Genomic DNA, 22,402 nt, shown 5'->3' on the forward strand with positions numbered 1-22,402 from the left:
TAGCTTATTTTCTAATCTTCTTACGAAACTCCGGCACTTGCTCTGTGTGCATCATCAGCAGGCATTCTTTGATGCTTTTTCCACCTAGTGGATCGATGCCTTGTTCCATTTGTCGGCATAGCTCCATTCGGATTTTGGCTGTCTGGCATACGTCGCCTTGTATCTCTTTCAGCGTGAAGGTGCCGTCGGGCTTCTTTTCCAAAAACTCGCCTGCATAACAAGGTGTATTGCAGTACTGGCAATAGTCGTGCCTGCCACATGCCGTAAACGTCCGTTTTTGGTCAGTTTGAAGCATCTGCATGCGCTGGGCACTCAGGATGGTCTCCTTGAGTGATGAGTGATGCAAATTGCCATACGTGATAGGAATATTACCGCATCCTCTTACCACTCCACTAGGCGAAATAGTTATTAGTCTGTTGGCATTACAGGGGAATCCGCTAGCGCTGCCAAATGCATAACCGTCGGCCTTCCCATCTTTAGGGATATGATTTTTGGCCAGCGGGTCCATCAGGATGATGCGCAGGGCCTCGGGCCGTGTCTGCAGATGCTCAATTATCGACACATCACCATCGGCACCAGGATTTAGCGTACATGAAACCTCTATCTCAGCCCCCAGTTCATAAGCTATCTTGCGTACCCCGTAATAACTGCGGGTGTTCAGACGGAAAACGGGCGTTTTGATGTTCAGGGGTACAGGCCACGCTGAGAGTTCGCGAAGCACATTCATCGACTGTTCCCATGAGCCTCGCCTACGCGTAATCTGGTCGTGTACCTCAGCATCAGTGCTATAGATCGACACGCTGAGTTGTAGCAGCCCCATGCGGGCTATTCGGCGTATCTTCTCTTTGGTGTTTATGGCTTGGGCGTTGGTAAACAGGTTTACCGCCAGGTTACACTTGTGCATATAGTCGAGAATATCCCAGCAGTGTGGGTAGCTGAACGGGTCGCCGCCAGTAACAGTTACTTCAGGTATCCCTAAATCCACGGCTTCATCAATGATACGTTTGTAGTCGTCCATTGTCAGCATATCAGGGCGCAAGCGGTGCTCCTCATGTAAGTCGCTGCGTGCAGCCCCTTCGTTAAAGCAGTGCAGGCATCGCTCACTGCAGGCATAGGTCAGCTCAAAGTTCAGTGAAATCCGTTGTTCCTGAGGTACTGCTGCCCAATAGTCGGCTGCTGGCTCACTGCCGTTATTAATGAAGCATGGTGGAAAGTCCTTGCGGTATTGCAGCCACTCATCGTCGCTCCACACATGGTCGTGCACCAGTCCGATAGGTAACAGCTGTTGGCAGCAGAACTCCTCTACTTGTTCCTCTTCAGTGCCTGTCACCCAAGCGATATGTGCTGTGTTGATGGGACTTTCTCTCTCGTCCGCCAGCACCTCTTTGATCAGCAGGGCCGACACGTCGTCGAATGTATAGCAAGTGCCGCGGGCCGTGTTATACATCACTGCTCTCTGTGCATGGCGATTGAATGCGCCACAGGTATATAGCGGTCGGATAAAGGTCATACCTTGTTTCGTTGATAATTCAGATAGATACAGTTGATACCGTTCATGTACTTGTGATTGAGATTCTTGCACAAGCGCGACAGAATGGCTCGTCGCAGGTTATTCTCATCTATATCTGCAACTTCTTCATCACTATATTTATAAATTGGATTTCGCAGGGGGCCTTTGCTCTTAACTACCGCTGTGAATTCCTTTTCCTTGTCGATGATGCGCACATCGAAGGTTTCATCCGTCTTGGAGTTTTGTGGCTCATGCGTCTCCACAATCTCGTAAAGCAACTCCTCAAGGGCAATATCCACAGCCATTCCATCAGGCAGTTCGCAAGCCTCAATAAATGGACGTATCTTGCCTAGAAATGTCGCTACCCCCTCGTTGGTATAAGGTATAGAGAAGGTTACAGCTGGGTTGGATGGTACTGTGTTTTGCAATGTAGGCCAACTATACAAGGAGTTCTTGCGATGAGCTACATAAGCCATCCCCAGAATCACCAGCAGCAGGAGCCAGGAGGTGATGGGCAGGATATGCCAAAGGAGCTGTGGGGTGTAGAGGGCCATCAGGGCAATAATGCCGATGGTGCCCAGGTTGGTCACTATTTCTATCCATCTGCAGAGTTTATGATGTCCCTGCACAAAGTAAAGCACGCTGAGCGTCTCGGAGAAAGCATTAGGCAGAAATGCCATACTCAGTAGTCGGAACGGTGTGCGACACTCATCTATCAGCGCGTCGTCGGCTCCAAATATCCTTGCCAGCAAATCAGGGAAGAGTAATATCAGCAGGCTAACCGTCAGCATGACTACTGTCAACAGGTGGAATATGCGCCGTGTGAGCATGCGGAAGCTGTCGAAATCTTCTTCGCCCAATAGAATGCCACCGATATTGCTGATGGCAGTATTCGAACCAGACAATGCCAGCATACAGATGGCATTAATCTGGAAGTAGATGGTAAAGATGTACATGCCGTCGGCACCAAGTTTGTTCACTACCAGTGAGTTCATGGTAAAAGACATGGCAGGCATAAAGAGTGCTGATATCAGTATGGGCAGTCCGATAGAAAAACACTCACGATACTGCTTGATACTACATATCTTCGCAGGATGCCTGAGGCGGAATATCTTACTGTTTTTGCGCAGATAGCCTAACAGCGAGGTGAATGCGAGCAGGTTGCTGATACCTGTGGCCAACGAAGCACCTGCCATCCCCATATCGAACACACCGCACAGCAGTATGTCAAAACCTACATTGAGTATCTGTGAGATGATGATGCGTCGGGTGATGAGTCGCGGACTACCGTTTGTGATGACATAGGATAAAGGTACACCGAATACAGCTGCTACAAAGATGGCAAACATGTCGGCATGAATATATGGTCGCAGCATGGGTAGCAGACGCTGGTCGTCGGTAATCAAGCCTGCCACGATATCGAGGAAAGGCAATATGAGAACAATCACCAAAAGCGCGGAGGCGATAACATAGTACAGATGATTATTGAACACACGGTTCACCTGGTCGTAGTTTTGGGCACCAATGCCTCGGGCGCTCAGAAACCTGGCCCCGGCACTCATCATACCGATGATGATGAACATACAACTCGCAACGGGTTGCCAGATACGTACAATTGACAGCGCGTCTGGTGAAACGAGGTGAGATACGACAATAGAGTCGGTAAGTCCGCCAAGTTGTAGTATCAGGGACGACATGACGGTCGCCAGGAAGAACGACCCGAACATGTTCTTTAATACATATTCATTATGCTGCATCATATTTTTAATCTATAAACAGCCACACCTATCATCGTGAATTTATCCTTCATAAAAGTGTAGGCATCCATATTTGAAAGTTCTAGTCTATTTCCTGTGGCATGGTAGAAGTGCAGTCTGCCGCTGATCCATTTGGCTATCAGCAGATGCTTAATCTCTACGCCTCTTGCCCAGCTATGCTGATCGCACACCACCGCCATGATGTCGCCATCGCGAATCACACCGAGTTCCGAATCCTGCGGCATATTCAGCAGTTCACGGGGGATATAGGTAAAGCGCACGCGCTGCTGCTGGCGAAGGGCGATGGCCTCATAGTTCTTTTTGTCATCCATCTGAGGGCGGAACAGATGCTTGTTTCTGGTCATATAGCTCGGCTGCAGGTCCATAACCCCTGTAAATGGAAAGACTGGCTCGTCGGGACTGATACGTTCCACGAATCCCTCTTTGATAGCCGACTGCATGATCCAGGTGAAGTAATGGTTGCGAGTGGCGAACGAGACGGCTCCGTCGTGATAGTGCATCCGCCGGTAGTAATCCTTCAGGTCGGCCAGCGTGGTGCGCCCGTCTCTGTAGCACAGTGCCAGTGCCAGTACATCTTCTATCACGGTGGTACAATCCACATGACTAAGGCTCACCATCAGATGTTCTTCTTCCATCGGCTGAGTGAATTCTGTTGCAACGCCCTCCATCAGTTGGCGGAAGAAGTATTCGGTCAGCGGCAACGATTGATCCACGTTTTTCATTGCGCGCTGCAGTATTTGCTCGTTTTGCGCGTCAAACTGCTGCTCGTTGCGTCGCAGGCGGCGGAGTAGTCTGTTATGGAAAAAACTTGTTGAGATACGGCCGAGAGGCGTCCTGATGCAGAATACCAGCCATAACGAGCGCAGCGCTGCCAACTGTTCGCGCCAGAAGTAGGGGTTAGCCTTCACTTTCTCATAGTCGCTGATGTCAATGCCCCAGGCATCATAACCCAGCCATCGGGCAATGCGCACCGAACGGGCGATATGAAAGCTGCTGGTCAGGATGTAGAATCGGGTTTGCTTGAAAAACAAATCCATATCCCATAATGAGCGGAAGGTGTTATAACCACAGGAGTCGAGCACAAAGCGCTCTTCAGGAATATGATATTCCTCTACCAGCGTGCGGTAGATGACGGTAGTGTCGGCACGACAACCGGAGATATAAAAAAGCCAGTCAGGATAGGTATTGGCCATGATGCTCACCAGCCTCACCCGCAACTGCAGGATAGGCGACAGCGAGTTGTCGGGACGCAGTTTGGCACCTAACACCAGGCAGACTTTTACGCCTTCAGGCACCTGTTTGCCCTTCAGCCCCTGCAACCTGTCATGATGTAGTTTAACATACCGCATGGTCCGATTTATGTATTTTTTCTTCTATATGATGAAGAAGAATGATCTGTTCTCTGACACTGGCAGCAAACGTATCACTGTTTTCCAGAATGTAGGCCTTCAGTTCGGCGATGTCCTTACATGTAAGATGGTGTATCACCATAAAATGCAGGCCAAACCCCTCGGCATGATGCCCGGCACCGTCGAAAAAGGTTACTCTGCCGTCAGTAATATCTGAGTTAGAGCGTGCCCACAGGTGGAATATCCTGTTAATCGCGTTCGTCAGCGGATTGTCGGAATGGCAATAGCAAACCAGGTCGTCGGGATGTTCTTCCAGATATTGCGTAATCACCGCCACAATCATGCGCCCCACTTCCTTGTCATGCGCACCGCCACGCTTCCCGTCGGCAAGCCTGAGCACAAAGTAGAGCACGCGATGACTGCCAATCTCTGCCACCTCAATAAAATGAAGCACATAAAGACGACTCGCGGCATTGTAAAACTCCACCGCCGAATCGCCTCTTTTCCTTAACACCAATTTGGATATGGTGTTAATCTTCGCTATTCCTTCTTCAGATATAGAATTCGTTGTTCTTGACTATAAAAATAATACCTATTTTTTATTCGTTGTTGCACAAATACTTACACGATCATCATCATCTAATATTCTCTGCACATAGTCGTCGAGGTTCAGCGCCTGAGCGGTGATAATACTAGCAGGTGATTTTCTGATTGCAAATGGGTTGTTTTTCTTTTCCATATTCTTCAAGTTTTAAGTTAAATAATAATATTCAAAAGCTTGTGCTTTAATTATCTTAGGCAAAGATACGAATATTTTTATGTTTCATCTCAATTTTTGCGTTAATTAACATTAGTTAATCGCTGTCAAGCAAGTCGGGACGGAGACGGCGTGTACGCTCCATGGCCTGTTCAAATTCCCATTCGCGTATTTTTGCTTCGTTACCGCTCAGCAGTATCTCGGGCACTTTCCAGCCCTTGTAGTCGGCAGGGCGGGTGTAGATAGGTGCTGCCAGAATATCATCCTGGAAGCAATCGCTCAGTGCACTCTGTTCGTCGCCAATCACGCCAGGCACCACTCTCACGATGGCATCAGCAATCATGGCAGCTACCAGTTCACCACCCGTCAGCACAAAGTCGCCAATCGAAATCTCCTTGGTAATCAGATGCTCACGAATACGCTGGTCGATACCTTTATAGTGGCCGGCCAATATGATCAGGTTGCCCTTCATGGAGAGGTCGTTGGCCATGTGCTGGTCGAAACGCTCACCGTCGGGCGAGGTGAATATCACTTCATCATAGTCGCGCTCGGCTTTCAGGGCTGTGATACAACGGTCGATAGGCTCGCACTGCATCACCATGCCTGCGCTGCCGCCGTATGGATAGTCATCCACGCGGCGCCATTTGTCAAGTGTATAGTCTCTCAGGTTGTGCAAACGGATTTCAGCCAATCCTTTCTTCTCTGCTCTTGCCAGAATCGACTCGTGAACAAAGCCTTCCAACATCTCTGGCAGTACGGTTATAATATCTATTCTCATCTAAAAAATGCTTTAATTCGTTCTATATATTTCATACCTGTTTGTCGGCCAATATCATACACACGCTGCATCTCGTCGGGATTGTGAGATATATGTCCGATGGGTAGTTTTTCGTCGGGACGGATCACCAGTGCTCGCCCCGTACTTTCTGCTTGATAAACATATGCCAACTGCTGGTTGTACATCAGGTGGCGCTGGTCCATCGCCTCTATCATCTTCGGATATTTTCTGAGCGCTATGCGCATCAGCGGCATCAGCTTGTTGTGCTCCTTCACGTAGCCGTCGGGCTGGGTGAGTATCACCAGATTCTTTTCGTAGCCGATACTCTCAAAATACTCTAGTGGTATCGAGTCGGCCACACCGCCATCCAGCACCTTCATGCCTTCCAACTCAACCACCTTCGACACCAGTGGCATCGAGGCCGAGGCGCGAATCCAGTCGTAGGTAGTGGGTGTCACCTTCGGCAGCGGTTTATATACCGGTTTGCCCGTTTCCACATCTGTACAAACGGCTATAAACTCCATGGGGTTGGCATCATAGGCTGCATTGTCAAACACATCATATTGGGTAGGGATGACATGGTAGCCGAACTCAGCATTATACAGATCGCCCGATTTCAGCAGCGACTGCCATGAACAGAATCTGCTGTCGTGGGCAAAAGTTTTGTTGTAGCGAATGGCTCGCCCTATCTGGCGACTTTTATAATTACAACCAAAAGCAGCACCAGCCGAAACACCAATCAGTCCGTCGGGCTCTATCTTAGCCTCCATCATCACATCGATGATGCCAGCCGTGAAAAGCCCGCGCATAGCGCCTCCTTCAAGTACCAGTCCCTTTTTCATGGGTGCAAAGATAATTATTTTAATTAAGAATTAAGAAATAAGAATTAAGAAATAACAAAAATTATGTTGATTATTTGGCGATTTCGCTTTTTCTACTTACTTTTGCAACTGTTATGAATAGGATAGCATTATTGGTTGTATCGTTTCTGATGTCGCTGGTGGCTTGTGCACAGGCCATCTACGATCCTAAGTGTATCACCATGATGGATGCACCTCTGGAGGGCACTGATTCGGCATTTGTGCCTGCACTCAAGAGTATTGGCTTTGTGCCTGTTGAGGCCGATGAGGAAGAAGAGGAGGAGGGTACCTATCACTTTAAAGGCGACTTCTATGGCATCAAGGATGCCCGATTGGAGGTCACTGTCAACGATAAGACCAAATTGCTCAGCGAGGCCACTATCACCTGCGGCCCTTATCGCACACGCGAGCTTTATGAACGCAACCAGAAGTATCTGCTGGGCAAACTGCAGCGCGAGTGGGGCAACTTCAAGGCTAAGGGCGACGGTTCGCTTTATGTGCTTACCGAATATGGCTATATCCGTCAGAGCATCACACTGCACGAAAACGGTGCGCACTCCATCACTTATTATTATCTCAACATGGCACCTTATTATAAGGATGCCTCGAACATGGGACTGAAGGGTTTTGTGCAGGAGGTGATCACTGATAATCCTGTGGCTGAGAATCAGATTGAGCATTTCGACGAGGTGGGCAAGCTCAAATCTACCGAGCTTACCAACCGCCAATATAATCAGGTGGGCTATCTCATCTCGGCCTCGCTGACCGAGGATGGCGAGAAAAAGCAGATAGTCTACGAGTATAACGACGATGGCAATCTGAAGCGCACCATCCAGACTAACACTGTTTCAGGCTTAAAACTCATTACCGAATATAAGTGGAATGATGATGGCGAGATAACTCAGCAGAGCCAGAAAGCTTTTGATAAGACCAATGAGTGCATCATGAGTGTCACGATGAAATACGACATTCAGGAGCGCGATGATAACGACAACTGGACCAAGACCAATCTCCACATCACCAACTGGCTGAAAGGTCAGCGCGCCCAGACGATGGAAGTCGTCCAGACGCGCACTATCTCTTATTGGGATGAAGATTAACCTATCATCTCCAGGAATTCCTCTTCGCTTACAATCTTTATTCCAAGTTTTTCTGCCTTCTGCAGTTTCGAGGGGCCCATATTCTCACCAGCCAGGATAAACGATGTCTTGCTGCTGATGCTACCCACGTTCTTTCCGCCATTCTGCTCGATGATGGCCTTATACTCATCACGACTGTGCTGCGCAAACACACCACTAATCACAATGCTCTGGCCCTCGAGCTTTGTTGAGAGTTGAGTGTTGAGTGTTGAGAGCTCCATCTGTAAGCCGTATTCGCGCAGGCGGCGGATAATCTCGATGTTCTTCTCGTCATGGAAGTAGGTGATGATGCTCTTAGCCATCACCTCGCCGATGCCCTCTATCTCCTGTAGTTCTTCGATACCTGCATTCATCAGTGCATCGATGTTCTTAAAATGGCGTGCCAACAACTTGGCAGATGTTTCGCCCACAAAACGGATGCCAAGGGCGAATACCACGCGCTCGAAAGGTACCTCCTTAGAGGCTGCAATGCCGTTCACAATGCGCTGGGCCGATTTGGTTCTGCTGCCGTCGCCGTTTATCTGCTGCACATCGATATCATACAGGTCGGCTATGTTATGTATCAATCCGTGGCGATAGTAATCATCTACGGTTTCCGGACCCAGTGAGTCGATATTCATCGCCTTGCGTGCTATGAAGTGCTCTATGCGTCCCTTGATTTGTGGCGGACAGCCCGTGTCGTTAGGACAGTACCATGCAGCCTCGCCCTCATAGCGCACCAGAGGTGTACCGCATTCTGGGCAGCGTTTGATAAACTCTACCGGTTGGGCGATGATGGGGCGCTGGTCGATATCCACACCCACTATCTTTGGGATAATCTCACCGCCTTTCTCCACAAACACATAGTCGCCAATATGCAGGTCGAAACTCTTGATAAAATCCTCGTTGTTCAGTGTGGCGCGCTTCACCGTGGTGCCGGCCAGCTGTACAGGGTCCATATTGGCCACAGGGGTGATAGCGCCCGTACGGCCCACCTGATAAGTCACCTCATTCAGTCGGGTGCACACACGCTCAGCCTTGAATTTGTATGCAATGGCCCAGCGTGGACTCTTGGCAGTGAATCCCAGTGCGCGCTGCTGTCGGATAGCGTTCACTTTCAGTACGATGCCATCCGTAGCCACAGGCAGGTTTTTGCGCTCTGTGTCCCAGTAGTTGATGAAGTCGTAGATCTCTTGCAGCGTCTTTACTTTCTTCATCCCCTCTGAAATTTTGAAGCCCCAGCTGCGGGCTACTTCCAGATTCTCGTAGTGTCCCTCGGCAGGCAGCTCTTCGCCAAGCAGATAGTAAAGATAAGCATCCAACTGGCGACTGGCCACCAAGCTCGACTTCTGACTTTTCAGTGTGCCGCTGGCAGCGTTTCGTGGGTTAGCAAACAGCGGTTCCTCAGCTTCTTCGCGCTCTTTGTTCAGTCGCTCAAACACATTCCATGGCATCAGTATCTCGCCACGAATCTCAAATTCACGCGGGTAGGCTGGGGCTGCAAACAGGTCGTCAGTGGCAGGTGGTGTCAGCACCAAGGGTATCGAGCGTATCGTTTTTACATTCGCTGTCACATCATCTCCGTGCACACCGTCGCCACGCGTCACCGCCTGTGTCAGCTTGCCATCTACATACGTCAGCGATATCGACAGTCCGTCGTATTTCATTTCGCAGCACACTTCAAAGTCCTCGCCTGCCAAGCCTTTCTTCACACTCTCATACCAATCGGCCACGTCCTGCTCATTGTAGGTGTTGGCCAGCGACAGCATGGGGTATTTATGCTCCACCTGCTGAAACTCGGCATTCAGGTCGCTGCCCACGCGCTGTGTTGGCGAATTTGGGTCCGCCATCTCAGGGTGCTTAGCCTCCAGGTTCTGCAGTTCGTGCATCATAAAGTCGAACTCCTGGTCGCCGATGGTAGGCTGGTTCAGCACGTAGTATTTGTAGTTATGCTCATGCAGCTCCTTTCGCAGCTGCTCAATACGCTTTATCTCGTCCATTGATCAATTCTTTTTTATTGGTTGCAAAATTACGATTTTTTTTGTACACACCAAAATTTATCGGCATAAATAATTATTCGCCCGACAAAGGTAGGGCTTCTCAAGATACAATTGACGGGTTATGACGGGCTATTGTGAAAAAGCTAAGTTGACTATGATTGAAAACTAAGTTGATTGTGACTAAAAACTAACTTGATTATGATAGAAAATCAACTTGATTACGAGTGGAAATCAACTTGTTTTTTCCGTCGCGCGCGGGCGCAGGTTATAATTTATTTTTTTTAATTTAATTAAGCCCCCTTATATAGGGGGCTAATAATTAATTAATTAAAAAATTAAAAATAAAAAAGAAACTAGAAAAAAGCACCCGAGTGAATGAATCGTTTGAGTTACCCTATCAGCTTCTCAATCTGCTTGTTGGTGGCGTTGGGGAGTATCTCCTGGAAGTGGGCTTTGAGGCGAGCGTATGACTGCTGTGGTGTGCGGTCGGTAGTGCAGGCGTCGCGACCAAAGAGTTGTTCGGGAAGGGTGAGTAGCGACCAACCCCAACCATATTCGCGTCCGTGCTTGTCGGTAGGATAGACAAAATCTTCGGTCACAATGTGGCAGCCCATCTGCAGACGGGTGATATAGCTATCGAAACGGCTGCGCATCTTGGGGCCATCGAAACCACAGGCAGCACGAAGCTCGCGGGTGATGAGGCTGCCCTGTTCTGCAATGGTGCAGAGGATGGTGTCCTCGATGGTGCCTTCTTCAGGCTGGGGATGACGGCTGCGGCGATAGTTGAAGAAGTCGGGCCACCACTCGCGGCTGATAAAACCAGCCTTGCCGGCAAAGAACTTACCGTAAACGCAGTTTCCCTCGGTGACGATGGTGCCTTTCCACTTCCATAGTGGCCAGTCCCATCCGCCATCGGGCAGTACCACGTAGCGACAGTCGTCGGCCACAATCTCTTCGGCCGAGAAACCTGATAAACCGCCATCAAGAAGTGGCAGGAATCCTATCTGCTGAATATACGCCATCAGCTCGGCAGCAGAATATATCTCTTTCATTGCTTACATATAATTCTGCTGCAAAGATAGTAAGTTTTATTGAATTATGTATGTTTTTCTGTCAATATCTGCACTTGCGTTCACAGTAACGCTGGCATTGAGCGCAGATGTCGTAACCGAGCATCGCACCGAGGATAAAGTCTTCCTCGGGCGACAGCTCGTTGAGAGGGCGTGTGACGAACAGACGGATGGCATCCAAACACTCCTTCCTGCCAAAATAGACATTGACATTCTCTTTGCCAGCAGGCTGCACCACGTAGTCTATCTGTTGATGGCTCAGACGGTTGGTGGTAAACTGCTCCAACCGGCGATTGCAGGTGAAGAGTATCATCCTACGAACACCTTTCTGATATTCGTAAATATGGTTCATCAGTACTTTTGCCTCGGGGGGAAGAGGGTGGGATATTGTTGTCTGTTGCATACGCCTTAAAAAGGGATTGTTTACAGGTTGGGAGAAATCTCGGCTACCCATGCATTGATGCGGGTGTCGGTCTTGTCGTCTTCGTTGATGTCATCAAGTGCCAGACCAACGAACTTACCGTCAATCACGGCCTCAGAGTCGTCGAAGTGATAGCCGTCGGTGCTTACTGCGCCCACAAAGCGTGCACCACTCTCCTTGATGCCGTTGTATAACTCGCCAATGCCACCAACGAAGGTGTCGCCATACGACTCGCAGTCGCCACAGCCAAAGAGGGCGATGGTCTTGTCTGATAGGTTGGCAGCCTGCAGCAGTCGGAGTCCGTCGTACCAGTCGTCCTGCAGTTCGCCAGCCCCCCAGGTCGAAGTGCCTAAAATCAGGTTTGGGTGATTGTCGATGGTCTCGGCAGTCAGGTCTTGTACGTTGATGACCTCGCAGCCAAGCTTCTGGGCTATCTTCTCTGCGATAGCTTCGCATGTTCCAGTAGAGGAACCATAGATTACAATTGTTGCGTTCATGTTGCTAATTTCATTTTAAAATATACAATGAGTTTCTGGGTGCAAAGGTACGTCTATCCTGCGAACCCTGCAATACCGAGAAATGAGGTTTTTGTTAATCTGTCGTTCTTTCGGCCCTCTTAAAAACAGATTAATCATAATTAGGTATATTCGAAGAAAAATAGTATCTTTGCAGCAGAAAAAAGTAAATTGATATGAGAAGACTGTTTTTCGCGATTGCAGCGCTGGTGGTGACGAGTATCTCTACACTCGCCTCTGTGCCCACAGTGAAGTGGGATAAGTATAGCCTTATCATTGATGGACGACGTGTCTGCCCGGTGATGGGCGAGGTGCACTATTCACGTATCCCGACTGCAGAATGGCAGCAGGAGGTGCATAAGATGAAAGAGGGTGGGGTGACCATCATTGCCTGCTATGTGTTCTGGAACCATATCGAAGAGACTGAAGGCATCTTCGACTGGAGTGGACAGCGCGACCTTCGGTCTTTCTTGGAGGTATGCCAGGCAGAGGGATTGCCGGTAGTACTGCGTGTGGGCCCTTTCTGTCATGGGGAGGTGCGCTGTGGTGGCATACCCGACTGGTTGTTTGCCAAGGGGTGCAAGATGCGCTCGCAGGATTCAGTCTTCCTGAAATACACAGAGCGACTCTACCGGCAGATCTTCACCCAGGTGCAGGGGCTGCAATGGAAAGACGGTGGACCGGTGATGGCGCTGCAGTTCGACAATGAGTACCGTGGCAGTGGTGACTATCTGATGGCACTCAAGAAGATGGCGCTCGGCATCGGATTCGACTTGCCATTCTACACGCGTACTGGATGGCCGGAGCTGTCGAAACCCGTGCCTTTTGGTGAGATGATTCCGCTCTATGGTGACTATGCCGACGGCTTCTGGGAGCGCTCGTTAGAGGAGACGGCTGGCGACTACTATAAGGCTTTCAACTTTAAGGCATTCCGTTCATCTACTGCTATCGCTACTGAGCAGCTGGGGGAGCAGAAAGAAAAGCTGAACGAGGGTGACCAGCAGTATCCGTACTTCACCTGTGAACTTGGAGGTGGTATGATGACTGCATATCACCGCAGGCCTTATCTCTATCCGGAGGATGCTTATTCTATGGCTGTTGTGAAACTAGGTAGCGGATCCAATCTCTTGGGGTATTATATGTATCACGGCGGTACAAACCCTGATGGTAAGACATGGCTCAATGAGATGCAGCGCACGCTGGCTACCAACTATAACGACATGCCGGTTAAAAACTACGACTTCCAGGCTCCTCTCGGTGAGTTCGGACAGCGTAATCCGCACTATTTCATGCTTCGTAAGCTGCATCTGTTTATGCAGGACTGGGGCGAGCAGCTGGCACCGATGGAGACTGAGTTCCCCTGCAAGCAGACCATCTCGAAAGGTGATGACTCGTTTTTGCGCTGGGCTGTACGCTCAAAGAGTGGTAGCGGATTTATCTTTATCAATAATTATGAACGCCTGCAGAATCTCTCTGCCAAGAGAGATGTTCGGCTGGAGGCGTGTGGTGTAAAGTTGCCCAAGATGAACATCCCTGCAGGAACAATCTGTATCCTGCCTATCAACATCGATGGCATCCGCTATGCCACTGCACAGCTTATCGCCAAACGCGATGGAAAGCTATACCTGGAGCAGATAAAGGGCATGCCCACAACGATTGTGCTAAACGACGGAAAAGTGCTGCGAAATGTGAAGGCGAGGGGCACTGAAAAACCAGTGTATAAGAATATCTATTTGCTGACGAGCGATGAGGCTGGCCGATTGTTCCTGCCGCAGGCGAATCAGGATTATTCTGTTTTTAGCGCCACCTATGAGAAAGTGCGCGAAGCAAAAACGCTGCGCACTATCACAATAGGCGTGAACAAGGTGGCAGAGGAACCAACCGACGAGGATTTTGAGCAGGCTGCCGTCTATCGTGTGAAAGTGCCTGTAGAGGCCGTTGAGAATATTCAGCGTCTGCTGACTATTGACTATCAGGGAGACTGTGCGCGACTATATGCTGGTGGCAGACTGATAGCCGACCATTTCAACAATGGGCGCCCGTTCCTCTTCGGGCTTTGGCGACTGCCTAAAGGATGTACTGAACTGGAACTGCGAATTCTTCCGATGCAGCAGAACGAGCCAGTATATTTCCCACGTGAGGCAGACACCACTCCCGGTGAGAAGGTAAAAAACATAAGCATTACCGACGAAGGATTGTGATTTAGTTGATTTCTTCCTTACCTATATGCTTATTTAATATTTCAAGAATCTCATGGGGCTTTTTAGCAAGACCTGTGACGTAGATGTCATAAGGCTGACCAGGATGAAGGTTCTCTGGATAACGGATGCGGAAGATGCGCCCATTTTCTATCTCCAGATCGCTGATGCCGGCTTCTACATCCTTTTTGTAGCGGATGCTGATGAGGTCCTGCTTCTTGAAGCTTGAGAGGTAGAAAGAATCAACCTCCTCGAAAAACACTTCCCAGGGCTCTTCGGCATTGACGATTACAGAATAATCGGTGATGATGAGCTTGGGTTTACGAATAACGCAAATGATGATGTGATTAGCGATGAGATAAGCTAAAATGAACACCAAAAATGTGGGGTTGAAATGATAACCTGCATGATGAGCCGTTTTGATGCCTAATACCAAGAGTATCAATGTGAGGATAGCGAATGCTGGCAAGATAATGAGATGATAGTTCTTGCTGTAGATTTTATTTTTTTTCATATCAGTCAGAATTTTTAGGGGATGTTGATAATTCGTCTCTATATTCAAGTATGTCGCCAGGTTGGCACCCCAGCTCGCGGCAGATGGCCTCGAGGGTGCTGAAGCGGATGGCCTTGGCCTTACCCGTCTTCAATATCGAGAGATTAGCAAGGGTAAGCCCTACGCGGTCGGCAAGTTGACTAAGCGACATCTTGCGCTTGGCCATCTCTACATCAAGATTTACAATGATCTGTCCCATAAGCCCTTAAATAGTTAAATCCTGTTCTTCCTGTAATTTTAGTCCGATGGCGAATACCTCGGAGATAATCAGATTGAATGTGCCAAACAGAAAGGCATCAAAGAAATGATCGTAAACTTCGGTAAAGCTGCATCCCGAATAGAGCTCATCGCCAGCAGCTACTGCTGCAAGTATCATCAGGCCATAGGCTGTGAGTCGCAGCAGGTGAACATTCTCCCATACAAACACCTTATTATGATTGACGTTGAGGATAAAACGGAAGAAGCTGATGAATGATACAAAGGCTGCAACTACGGCAAATAGCTTAACGAAGAATCCAAAGAGTGCACTCCAGGTATGTGCTATTCCTTCTTCACTACCTTTTTCCCAACCTTCCATAAAGGCATCTGCTCCAGTTACAAAGGTCATTACTACTTGTGTTGCCATCAGCAGCAACATCAACACGCAGAATATATTCAGTTTCTTTTTCATATGTAAATAGTTTTGGAAATTATACTGTAAGCTCTTGTTCTTTTTTAAGTTTGATAATATCCTTGATGAGTTTAGGCATAAATAAGAAGCTGAATACGATAAAATAGAGTGGTGCACCATATAAACCGCGGGTCATGGATGGGAAACGATCGAGATGCTCTGTGCCAATGTGATTGAAAACATAGTCGAACACATTGCCTGCAGCTATATAATATATGATGAATACTACAACCGTGAGATAATACAACCGAAGAATCCAACGAGTGTACTGCTTATGCACATAAGTAAGATAGCACACAACGAAGTAGATACACCAGGTGATGGACTTGCCTAAGAACTCAAACAGATTGCAAAGCCCTACGCAATAATCGTAATCTGTTGTAGCATGACGCATGGTTTGGACATCGTCAATAATAGAATAGACAACATAACTCATAAAGAGCAACCAGATAATTGTGCTCACTGGATTCTTTTTAATGCTCTGAAATAAACTTGTACTCATAGTCGTATTTATCGTTTTAATTTGTTTATTTATCGTTTATCGATATGCAAAAGTAGAAATAATAACAATACCAACCAAATAAAAACGATAAAAACTTATCGAAAAACGATAAATTTAACTTTCTGTAACTAAATATTCCCCAAATACACATGCTTGATGCCCTCTTCTTCGGCTATCTGCTTGGCAGCATATAGTGTTTGACGAGGGGTAGGTGGGGTATCTTGCATCTTATAGCGAGGGAAGAATCGGCTGAAGTGCAATGGTGCTTTGGATAAGCCATTATCTTTCAACCATTTGCACATTTCTTTAATCATCTGCATATCGTCGTTGATGCCTGGAATCACCAGGTTGGTTATCTCTAACCAAACGCCAGCATCACGCATAGCCAGAATGGTGTCGAGTACAGGTTGCAGATGGCCGCCACTCACACGCTGGTATATACTTTCGCTAAACGATTTTAAATCTACGTTGGCGGCATCAAGATAAGGTAGCAGATGGCTCAGTGGTTCCTGGCAAACATAGCCAGCTGAAACCAATATGTTCCAGAGTCCAGCTTCGTGGGCTTTTCGGGCTGTATCAGTGATATATTCTATATAGGTAAGTGGCTCGGTGTAAGTATAGGCGATGCCTGGACTATGGTGCTTTTGGCATAGTGCAACCACTTCGTCAGGTTGAAGTTCATAGTAGTTCACATCTTGTGGTGAAACCTGCGATATCTCGTGATTCTGACAGTTTAAGCAACGGAAGTTACACCCTGTACAAGCTATGGAGAGACATGTAGTGCCTGGGTGAAAATGGTAAAGTGGCTTCTTCTCTATCGGATCAATGGCCAGCGAACAAGGCTTGGCATACACCTCGCTCACCAGCGTGCCGCCATGATTCCGTCTACTGCGGCAGATACCCGTTTGGCCATCGCTTATCTTACAGTGATGCGGACATAGTTCGCATTCCACTCGTCCATCCTCCAATCGATGATAATATCTGCACTCCATCAGAAAACTATTGCTTCGTAAACATACAATTCTGCATCGCGCCATCCATCCCAACCTATGCCAGCCTTATCTTGTGCGCAATGCCCTATGAATTCTTCTTTAGTCCAGTTCACCTCATCGGCTACTTGTGGAAGGAAAGTGCCGCTACGATAACCTTTCTTAATATAGATGCCATGATGATGCAATTCAAACTCGTCGATATTCTGTATGCGGCGCATAGGTGTGAGCACAGAAATCTCGATGTCGATATCAGCAAGTTCATCACTGGTAACGGGCATAAATCGTGGGTCTTCGAATGCTGCAGCACGAGCCATCTTGGCCACAATCTCATGTAGAGCAAAATCCTCGCCAAAGTGCCCTATACAACCACGCAATCGTCCATGTTTGTGCAGCGATACAAAGGCTCCGCATTTCGAATTGAGAATGGATGAGCGGATTGGTTGCTGTGCGATAGGCTTACCGTCAAGGGTATCTTTAATGCTTTGAAAAGCGATGTCCTTCAGCGCTTTCTTGTCGTCATCAGAAAGAGCGAAACTTGTGTTGTTGCGCAGGATAGCGAACGAATGATAGCCCACCACGCGACTAAGATCGCGATTGTCGATATCGCCAGAGTTCTGATACATCAGGTGCTTAACGTCGTATCTACTATCCATCATCAGCATTAACGTAACGATGGCAAATTCACCGCATGCACTCGTTGCCAGATTGCGTTTGCCGCTATTTGCATTGGCTTCGATGGCGGCAATAAACTCCTCTACATCGCCTGTTTCGATGGCTTTGCCTGTTTTTGCATCCACCTCGTAGGCATCTTGGTACGATGGATAATGCGAAAAATCGCTGCTGATTACAAACAGATTCTCGTCAGTAAAATACGGTTTCAGCACATCGGCCATCCGTTTAAGTTTGTAGTAGTCGTTGGTCGAAATGATGATAGGCACTATTGGGGGCACTTCGCCCAGTTTGCGCTGCAGAAATGGCAGTTGCACCTCCAGACAATGCTCTTGCGCATGAGCCGAACGGTGATAGGCGAAAATGCTATCAGCCTTAGTCAGTTCGATAGCTGTTTCGTGGTCCACTTTTACATTGCCAAGTGGTGTGGCGTAATAGTCGGCCTCGGTGTTTACCGATGCACCATTAAGCCATTCGTGATGGCTGGGACCTAACAAGAAAATGCGTTTGTATTCTTTCTTGGCATCAATCGTCATATAGGCCGATGCTGCCACATTTCCAGAGAAATAGTAGCCAGCATGGGGTACAATGAGTGCTGCCAGATTATCGTAAACCTGACTATTGTGCTGTTTTAGCAGGCTATCCACCTCATTCTCAAGCTCTTCTGCATCGCCCGTGTAAAAGCGGTTGGCCTGTGTGGCTGGTCTTACTTGTCCTAATTTCATGTCGCAAAGATAGCAATAATCTCCATATCATCCTAATATTTCTGCTAATAAATTTGGAACGTCCCACTTTTTTGTTTACTTTTGCGGACGAACTATAGATGTTAGCGTATGGCACATTATTATAAAACAATTATTGCAATGATGCTGATGGCAACAACGGCATCGGCACAGGAGAATCTGCAGCGCGGAGCCATTGCTTCGCAGGTAAAGAAATCGTTTACTACGGTGAAGGAACTTCCGATAACCAGTGTAAAGAACCAATATCGTAGTGGAACCTGCTGGGCATACGCTACATTGGGCTATTTTGAAAGCGAGATACTGCGACAAACGGGTAAAACCTACGACCTGTGCGAGATGTTTGTGGTTAACAACGACTATATGGACAATGCCACACACTATGTGCGTATGCATGGCTACAGTCAGATATCAGAGGGAGGCTCGTGTGATGATGTGCTTGAGGTGATACGTCAGCATGGCATCTGCCCAGAGAACGCAATGCCTGCACCAGGCTCGTTAACGGGCGATTCGCTGGCTAATTTCAAAGTGTTCTTCCCAGAGTTGGAACGTACTGTAAGCAGTATCGTAACAAAAAATGCCAAGGCCCCCAAGGCTCATTGGCAGGATAGCGTGCAGGCAGTCATAAATCGCTATATTGGCAGCTGTCCTGAGCAGTTCGTATATCAGGGAAAAACGTACACGCCAAAAACATTTGCTGAGAGTCTTGGTCTGAACCTCGACGATTATGTAAGTCTTACTAGCTTTACCCACCATCCGTTCAACCAATGGTTTGTGATTGAGGCACCCTACAAATGGCGACTGAAACCTAGTTACAACATTCCCATAGAGCAGTTGATGGATGTACTTGATAAGGCTATTGATGCAGGTTATACAGTAGCTTGGGGTGGCGATGTAACAGGTGATTTTACGCGCACAGGATTGGCTATGCTTCCCGAAGGCGTGAAGCCTACCCAACAGTTACGACAGGAACAATGGGACGATTGGCGATTTACCTACGACCACGTGATGCTTATCTACGGCAAGGCCACAGACGAGCAAGGTAATCCTTACTATATGGTAAAGAACTCATGGGGCCAGAGTGGCGATTTCAAAGGTATCTGGTATATGTCGCGCGACTATATCGCCCTGAACACCACCTACATCTTCCTTAACCGCCACGCACTTAATCTAAACATATCAACAAAATAGTATTAATTGTCTATTCTCGAAACTTAATGGATTGGGTTTCGTAGTTCATCTCTTCGATGATGGCGAGGGATTCTAAGTGGTAGCCTTCTTCACGAAGTATGCGACCGCCATTCTGGTTGCCCTTTTCTACGGCGATACCAATGCCTGTTATTGTGGCACCTGCCTGGCGGGCGATGTCGATAAGGGCGTGAACAGCTTCGCCTTCGGCAAGGAAATCATCTACTATCAGCAGATGGTCGGAAGCTGAGAGATAGGGGACTGAAACAAACACCATGTTCTGCATCTTATGGGTAAAAGAATAGGCGTGCGACATGTATTTGTCGTCGCTGCTATTGAGTGTCTGGCTCTTCTTAGCAAACACAACGGGCACATCAAGACTGTTGCCAAGCATGGTTGCAATAGCTATGCCACTGGCTTCGATGGTGAGAATCTTGGTAATCTTGGCGTCTGCAAACCTGCTCTTGAACTCCTGGGCAATAAAGCGCATCACGTCCATCTGAATCTGATGATTGAGAAAACTGTCAATCTTCAGAATATTACCAGGTCTGACCTCACACTCTTGAAGGATTTTCTGTTCTAGATAGTTCATAAAAACACAAAAAGCCTCACCGCTAAGGTGGGGCTTTAATTATTATTTTAGTTTGCTGATTCGAATTCTTCGAGGAAGCGGGTGTCGTTCTCTGAGAACATGCGGAGGTCGCTTACTCGGTACTTCAAGTTGGTGATACGCTCAACACCCATACCAAAGGCGTAACCGGTGTACTCCTTAGAGTCGATGCCGCAGAGTTCGAGCACGTTAGGATCAACCATGCCGCAACCCAGAATCTCTACCCAACCAGTGTGCTTACAGAAGCCGCAACCCTCGCCACCACAGATGAAGCAAGAGATATCCATCTCGGCACTGGGCTCGGTGAATGGGAAGTAAGATGGGCGCAGACGAATCTTAGTGTCGGCACCAAACATCTCCTTTGCAAACGAGAGCAGAACCTGCTTCAAGTCGGTAAACGATACGTTCTTGTCGATATACAATCCTTCTACCTGATGGAAGAAACAGTGTGCACGAGCGGTGATAGCCTCGTTGCGATATACACGGCCTGGGCAGATCACGCGGATAGGAGCGGTGAGCTTGCCGTTCTCGTCGTGCATCTGCTCCATGATGCGGGCCTGAACACTTGATGTGTGAGAACGCAGCAGAATGTTCTTGGTGACATCGTTAGGATGCTGAGATACGAAGAATGTGTCCTGCATATCACGAGCAGGGTGGTCGGCTGCGAAGTTCATCTTTGTAAAGATGTGGTTGTCGTCTTCAACCTCAGGACCATCGGCCAGTACAAAGCCCATGCGAGAGAAAATATCGATAATCTCGTTAGTGACGATGGTGAGTGGATGACGTGTACCCAACTGGATTGGGTAGGGGGTGCGGGTCAGGTCGATAGCCTCGTCGGTCGTCTCCTGAGTGTCGCACTCCTCGCGCAGTTGATTAATGCGCTCGGTGGCCAGAGTCTTCAGTTCGTTAATCTTCATGCCCACTGCCTTCTTCTGGTCGGCAGGCACCTCGCGGAAGTCGTTCATCAAGGCTGTAATCTCGCCTTTCTTGCTCAGATATTTCAGTCGGAGCTGCTCAACTTCCTCAGCGTTTTTAGCGCTCAAATTCTGTACTTCTTTCAGAAGTTCGTCTATCTTATCAAGTATCATAAACTATAAAAATTGCAATTTTGCGTGCAAAGGTACTTATTTTTTGGGATAAAAAGAACAAAAGAACAGAAAAAAGTTTGTTCTTGTGTACTTATATCTAAAAAAATGTGTATCTTTGCCGAAATTTTGAGAGAAATTAGAAAGATTAGGGTACTACATTAAGTAGATGAAAAGGTTTTTTATCGCGATTTTCGCATTGGTGCTGATGATGTTCTCGTGTACTGGGAACAAGGCAAATCAGACGGAGGAGGTGCCAGCCGATTCGGTGGCTGACTCTACTGACACCACAGATGTTGACTCATTGGAGATGCTGATTACAGAGACTCCTATGCCAAGAGCTGCTGATGACATGTTTGACGATTTTCTGTTTAACTTCCTGGCCAACAAGAAGCTACAAAAGGAGCGTGTGGTTTTCCCGCTGAGAGTAACTGAAAACGGTAAAACCACAACGATTGAAAAAAGTAAGTGGAAGATGGAACACCTGTTTATGCGTCAGGGATATTATACCTTACTATTTAATGACGACAAGCAGATGCAACTGATGAAGGATACGGCCGTGAACGAGGCTGTGGTGGAAAAGATTCTGCTGGCCAAGAGACAGGTGAAGAACTATATGTTCCAGCGCATTAAAGGTGCTTGGCTGCTACTGGAAATCAGGGTTACTCCGCTGCAGAGTGATCCTAACGCCTCGTTCCTGAGCTTCTATCACCGGTTTGTGACCGACTCGGCCTTCCAGATAAAGAGTCTGAGTGAGACTGTTGACTTTAGTGGTCCTGACCCAGATGATGACTTCAACATGATGGAAGGTGTGATTACGCCCGACACATGGGAGGCTTTTGCGCCTACACTGCCTCAGAAAACTCTCTATAACATTATTTACGGTAAGCCCCAGACTGAGGGTAAGCAGAAAATCTACTTGCTGAGGGGCGTGGCCAACGGTCTTGAGATGGAGCTGCGTTTCAAGAAAGAGGGTGGCAAATGGCTGCTCAAGAAAATGGCAACGTAAGGAAAGTTGAAGAGTGGAAGAGTTGAAAAA

23 protein-coding genes are annotated in these 22,402 nt (G+C 47.9%); 4 read left to right on the top strand and 19 right to left on the bottom strand.

Features of this window, described 5'->3' with window-relative positions:
* Positions 1-4: 4 nt before the first annotated feature.
* The 7 genes from T360_RS0108340 to T360_RS0108370 all read right to left on the bottom strand — a co-directional run bounded on the left by T360_RS0108340 (position 5) and on the right by T360_RS0108370 (position 7,014).
* Positions 5-1,510, bottom strand: coding sequence for a radical SAM protein (locus T360_RS0108340; protein WP_028912369.1), 1,506 nt, complete (start codon positions 1,508-1,510; stop codon positions 5-7).
* Positions 1,507-3,270 (bottom strand): MATE family efflux transporter, encoded by a 1,764-nt coding sequence (locus T360_RS0108345; protein WP_081772750.1) that lies wholly within the window; start codon positions 3,268-3,270, stop codon positions 1,507-1,509. Before T360_RS0108345 ends, T360_RS0108340 begins: the two co-directional genes overlap by 4 nt.
* Positions 3,267-4,637: an N-acetylmuramoyl-L-alanine amidase-like domain-containing protein gene (locus tag T360_RS0108350; RefSeq protein WP_081772751.1), complete on the bottom strand. Its 1,371-nt coding sequence runs from the start codon at positions 4,635-4,637 to the stop codon at positions 3,267-3,269. The genes T360_RS0108345 and T360_RS0108350 overlap by 4 nt, the downstream gene beginning before the upstream one ends.
* The gene (locus T360_RS0108355; protein ID WP_155949448.1) at positions 4,624-5,151 is read right to left on the bottom strand and encodes a hypothetical protein; all 528 of its coding nucleotides are present in this window, start codon (positions 5,149-5,151) and stop codon (positions 4,624-4,626) included. The genes T360_RS0108350 and T360_RS0108355 overlap by 14 nt, the downstream gene beginning before the upstream one ends.
* A gap of 78 nt (positions 5,152-5,229) precedes the next feature.
* Positions 5,230-5,376, bottom strand: a complete 147-nt coding sequence (locus T360_RS16205; RefSeq protein ID WP_155949450.1) for a hypothetical protein — start codon at positions 5,374-5,376, stop codon at positions 5,230-5,232.
* A 115-nt stretch (positions 5,377-5,491) separates the two neighbouring features.
* Entirely contained in the window at positions 5,492-6,172 is a 681-nt protein-coding gene (gene trmD / locus T360_RS0108365) for a tRNA (guanosine(37)-N1)-methyltransferase TrmD (RefSeq protein ID WP_013063161.1), read from the bottom strand.
* Positions 6,169-7,014, bottom strand: coding sequence for a patatin family protein (locus T360_RS0108370; protein WP_028912373.1), 846 nt, complete (start codon positions 7,012-7,014; stop codon positions 6,169-6,171). Before T360_RS0108370 ends, trmD begins: the two co-directional genes overlap by 4 nt.
* Positions 7,015-7,127: 113 nt before the next feature.
* Between T360_RS0108370 and T360_RS0108375 the strand changes: the two genes are divergently transcribed.
* Entirely contained in the window at positions 7,128-8,132 is a 1,005-nt protein-coding gene (locus T360_RS0108375) for a hypothetical protein (RefSeq protein WP_155949452.1), read from the top strand.
* Here T360_RS0108375 and ligA read toward each other — a convergent pair.
* The 4 genes from ligA to fldA form a co-directional block, all read right to left on the bottom strand.
* Positions 8,129-10,150 carry an NAD-dependent DNA ligase LigA gene (gene ligA / locus T360_RS0108380; protein ID WP_028912375.1) on the bottom strand — a complete coding sequence of 674 codons (2,022 nt, stop codon included), beginning with the start codon at positions 10,148-10,150 and terminating at the stop codon, positions 8,129-8,131. The two genes, T360_RS0108375 and ligA, sit on opposite strands and share 4 nt — an antisense overlap.
* Before the next feature lie 389 nt (positions 10,151-10,539).
* Entirely contained in the window at positions 10,540-11,202 is a 663-nt protein-coding gene (locus tag T360_RS0108385) for a hypothetical protein (protein WP_028912376.1), read from the bottom strand.
* A gap of 61 nt (positions 11,203-11,263) precedes the next feature.
* Positions 11,264-11,623, bottom strand: coding sequence for a DUF2023 family protein (locus T360_RS15000; RefSeq protein WP_036929210.1), 360 nt, complete (start codon positions 11,621-11,623; stop codon positions 11,264-11,266).
* 20 nt (positions 11,624-11,643) lie between these two features.
* The gene (gene fldA / locus T360_RS0108395) at positions 11,644-12,138 is read right to left on the bottom strand and encodes a flavodoxin FldA (RefSeq protein WP_028912378.1); all 495 of its coding nucleotides are present in this window, start codon (positions 12,136-12,138) and stop codon (positions 11,644-11,646) included.
* A gap of 194 nt (positions 12,139-12,332) precedes the next feature.
* Between fldA and T360_RS0108400 the strand changes: the two genes are divergently transcribed.
* On the top strand, positions 12,333-14,357 hold the full coding sequence (locus T360_RS0108400; RefSeq protein WP_028912379.1) for a beta-galactosidase: 2,025 nt from the start codon (positions 12,333-12,335) through the stop codon (positions 14,355-14,357).
* 1 nt (position 14,358) lies between these two features.
* On the opposite strand, the gene T360_RS0108405 is transcribed toward T360_RS0108400, so the two are convergent.
* From T360_RS0108405 to amrB, 6 genes are all read right to left on the bottom strand, one after another.
* Entirely contained in the window at positions 14,359-14,868 is a 510-nt protein-coding gene (locus T360_RS0108405) for a hypothetical protein (protein WP_028912380.1), read from the bottom strand.
* A gap of 1 nt (position 14,869) precedes the next feature.
* A complete protein-coding gene (locus tag T360_RS0108410; protein ID WP_028912381.1) occupies positions 14,870-15,106 on the bottom strand; it encodes a helix-turn-helix transcriptional regulator in 237 nt (78 codons plus the stop codon).
* 6 nt (positions 15,107-15,112) lie between these two features.
* Positions 15,113-15,577, bottom strand: a complete 465-nt coding sequence (locus tag T360_RS0108415) for a DUF2975 domain-containing protein (RefSeq protein WP_028912382.1) — start codon at positions 15,575-15,577, stop codon at positions 15,113-15,115.
* Positions 15,578-15,596: 19 nt separating this feature from the next.
* Complete coding sequence (locus tag T360_RS16210; protein WP_155949454.1) at positions 15,597-16,079, bottom strand: hypothetical protein; 483 nt, start codon at positions 16,077-16,079, stop codon at positions 15,597-15,599.
* 128 nt (positions 16,080-16,207) lie between these two features.
* The gene (amrS, locus tag T360_RS0108425; RefSeq protein ID WP_051523475.1) at positions 16,208-17,071 is read right to left on the bottom strand and encodes an AmmeMemoRadiSam system radical SAM enzyme; all 864 of its coding nucleotides are present in this window, start codon (positions 17,069-17,071) and stop codon (positions 16,208-16,210) included.
* A complete protein-coding gene (gene amrB, locus T360_RS0108430; RefSeq protein WP_028912385.1) occupies positions 17,071-18,465 on the bottom strand; it encodes an AmmeMemoRadiSam system protein B in 1,395 nt (464 codons plus the stop codon). The genes amrS and amrB overlap by 1 nt, the downstream gene beginning before the upstream one ends.
* A 108-nt stretch (positions 18,466-18,573) precedes the next feature.
* Here amrB and T360_RS0108435 point away from each other — a divergent pair, with 108 nt between their 5' ends.
* Positions 18,574-19,671: a C1 family peptidase gene (locus tag T360_RS0108435; protein WP_028912386.1), complete on the top strand. Its 1,098-nt coding sequence runs from the start codon at positions 18,574-18,576 to the stop codon at positions 19,669-19,671.
* Positions 19,672-19,681: 10 nt separating this feature from the next.
* Here T360_RS0108435 and T360_RS0108440 read toward each other — a convergent pair whose 3' ends face one another.
* Complete coding sequence (locus tag T360_RS0108440; RefSeq protein ID WP_028912387.1) at positions 19,682-20,260, bottom strand: xanthine phosphoribosyltransferase; 579 nt, start codon at positions 20,258-20,260, stop codon at positions 19,682-19,684.
* A gap of 47 nt (positions 20,261-20,307) precedes the next feature.
* Positions 20,308-21,366, bottom strand: a complete 1,059-nt coding sequence (pheS, locus tag T360_RS0108445) for a phenylalanine--tRNA ligase subunit alpha (protein ID WP_028912388.1) — start codon at positions 21,364-21,366, stop codon at positions 20,308-20,310.
* A gap of 166 nt (positions 21,367-21,532) precedes the next feature.
* On the opposite strand from pheS, the gene T360_RS0108450 reads away from it, so the two are divergent.
* Positions 21,533-22,372, top strand: coding sequence for a DUF4348 domain-containing protein (locus T360_RS0108450; protein ID WP_028912389.1), 840 nt, complete (start codon positions 21,533-21,535; stop codon positions 22,370-22,372).
* The last annotated feature ends 30 nt before the right edge of the window (positions 22,373-22,402 follow it).

The organism is Prevotella sp. MA2016 (assembly GCF_000619825.1).
Lineage (GTDB): Bacteria > Bacteroidota > Bacteroidia > Bacteroidales > Bacteroidaceae > Prevotella.

Coding starts and splice junctions, on each gene's coding strand:
- T360_RS0108340 (WP_028912369.1), bottom strand. CDS start 1,510: ATGACCTTTATCCGACCGCTATATACCTGTGGCGCATTCAATCGCCAT.
- T360_RS0108345 (WP_081772750.1), bottom strand. CDS start 3,270: ATGATGCAGCATAATGAATATGTATTAAAGAACATGTTCGGGTCGTTC.
- T360_RS0108350 (WP_081772751.1), bottom strand. CDS start 4,637: ATGCGGTATGTTAAACTACATCATGACAGGTTGCAGGGGCTGAAGGGC.
- T360_RS16205 (WP_155949450.1), bottom strand. CDS start 5,376: ATGGAAAAGAAAAACAACCCATTTGCAATCAGAAAATCACCTGCTAGT.
- trmD (WP_013063161.1), bottom strand. CDS start 6,172: ATGAGAATAGATATTATAACCGTACTGCCAGAGATGTTGGAAGGCTTT.
- T360_RS0108370 (WP_028912373.1), bottom strand. CDS start 7,014: ATGAAAAAGGGACTGGTACTTGAAGGAGGCGCTATGCGCGGGCTTTTC.
- T360_RS0108375 (WP_155949452.1), top strand. CDS start 7,128: ATGAATAGGATAGCATTATTGGTTGTATCGTTTCTGATGTCGCTGGTG.
- ligA (WP_028912375.1), bottom strand. CDS start 10,150: ATGGACGAGATAAAGCGTATTGAGCAGCTGCGAAAGGAGCTGCATGAG.
- T360_RS0108385 (WP_028912376.1), bottom strand. CDS start 11,202: ATGAAAGAGATATATTCTGCTGCCGAGCTGATGGCGTATATTCAGCAG.
- T360_RS15000 (WP_036929210.1), bottom strand. CDS start 11,623: ATGCAACAGACAACAATATCCCACCCTCTTCCCCCCGAGGCAAAAGTA.
- fldA (WP_028912378.1), bottom strand. CDS start 12,138: ATGAACGCAACAATTGTAATCTATGGTTCCTCTACTGGAACATGCGAA.
- T360_RS0108400 (WP_028912379.1), top strand. CDS start 12,333: ATGAGAAGACTGTTTTTCGCGATTGCAGCGCTGGTGGTGACGAGTATC.
- T360_RS0108405 (WP_028912380.1), bottom strand. CDS start 14,868: ATGAAAAAAAATAAAATCTACAGCAAGAACTATCATCTCATTATCTTG.
- T360_RS0108410 (WP_028912381.1), bottom strand. CDS start 15,106: ATGGGACAGATCATTGTAAATCTTGATGTAGAGATGGCCAAGCGCAAG.
- T360_RS0108415 (WP_028912382.1), bottom strand. CDS start 15,577: ATGAAAAAGAAACTGAATATATTCTGCGTGTTGATGTTGCTGCTGATG.
- T360_RS16210 (WP_155949454.1), bottom strand. CDS start 16,079: ATGAGTACAAGTTTATTTCAGAGCATTAAAAAGAATCCAGTGAGCACA.
- amrS (WP_051523475.1), bottom strand. CDS start 17,071: ATGGAGTGCAGATATTATCATCGATTGGAGGATGGACGAGTGGAATGC.
- amrB (WP_028912385.1), bottom strand. CDS start 18,465: ATGAAATTAGGACAAGTAAGACCAGCCACACAGGCCAACCGCTTTTAC.
- T360_RS0108435 (WP_028912386.1), top strand. CDS start 18,574: ATGGCACATTATTATAAAACAATTATTGCAATGATGCTGATGGCAACA.
- T360_RS0108440 (WP_028912387.1), bottom strand. CDS start 20,260: ATGAACTATCTAGAACAGAAAATCCTTCAAGAGTGTGAGGTCAGACCT.
- pheS (WP_028912388.1), bottom strand. CDS start 21,366: ATGATACTTGATAAGATAGACGAACTTCTGAAAGAAGTACAGAATTTG.
- T360_RS0108450 (WP_028912389.1), top strand. CDS start 21,533: ATGAAAAGGTTTTTTATCGCGATTTTCGCATTGGTGCTGATGATGTTC.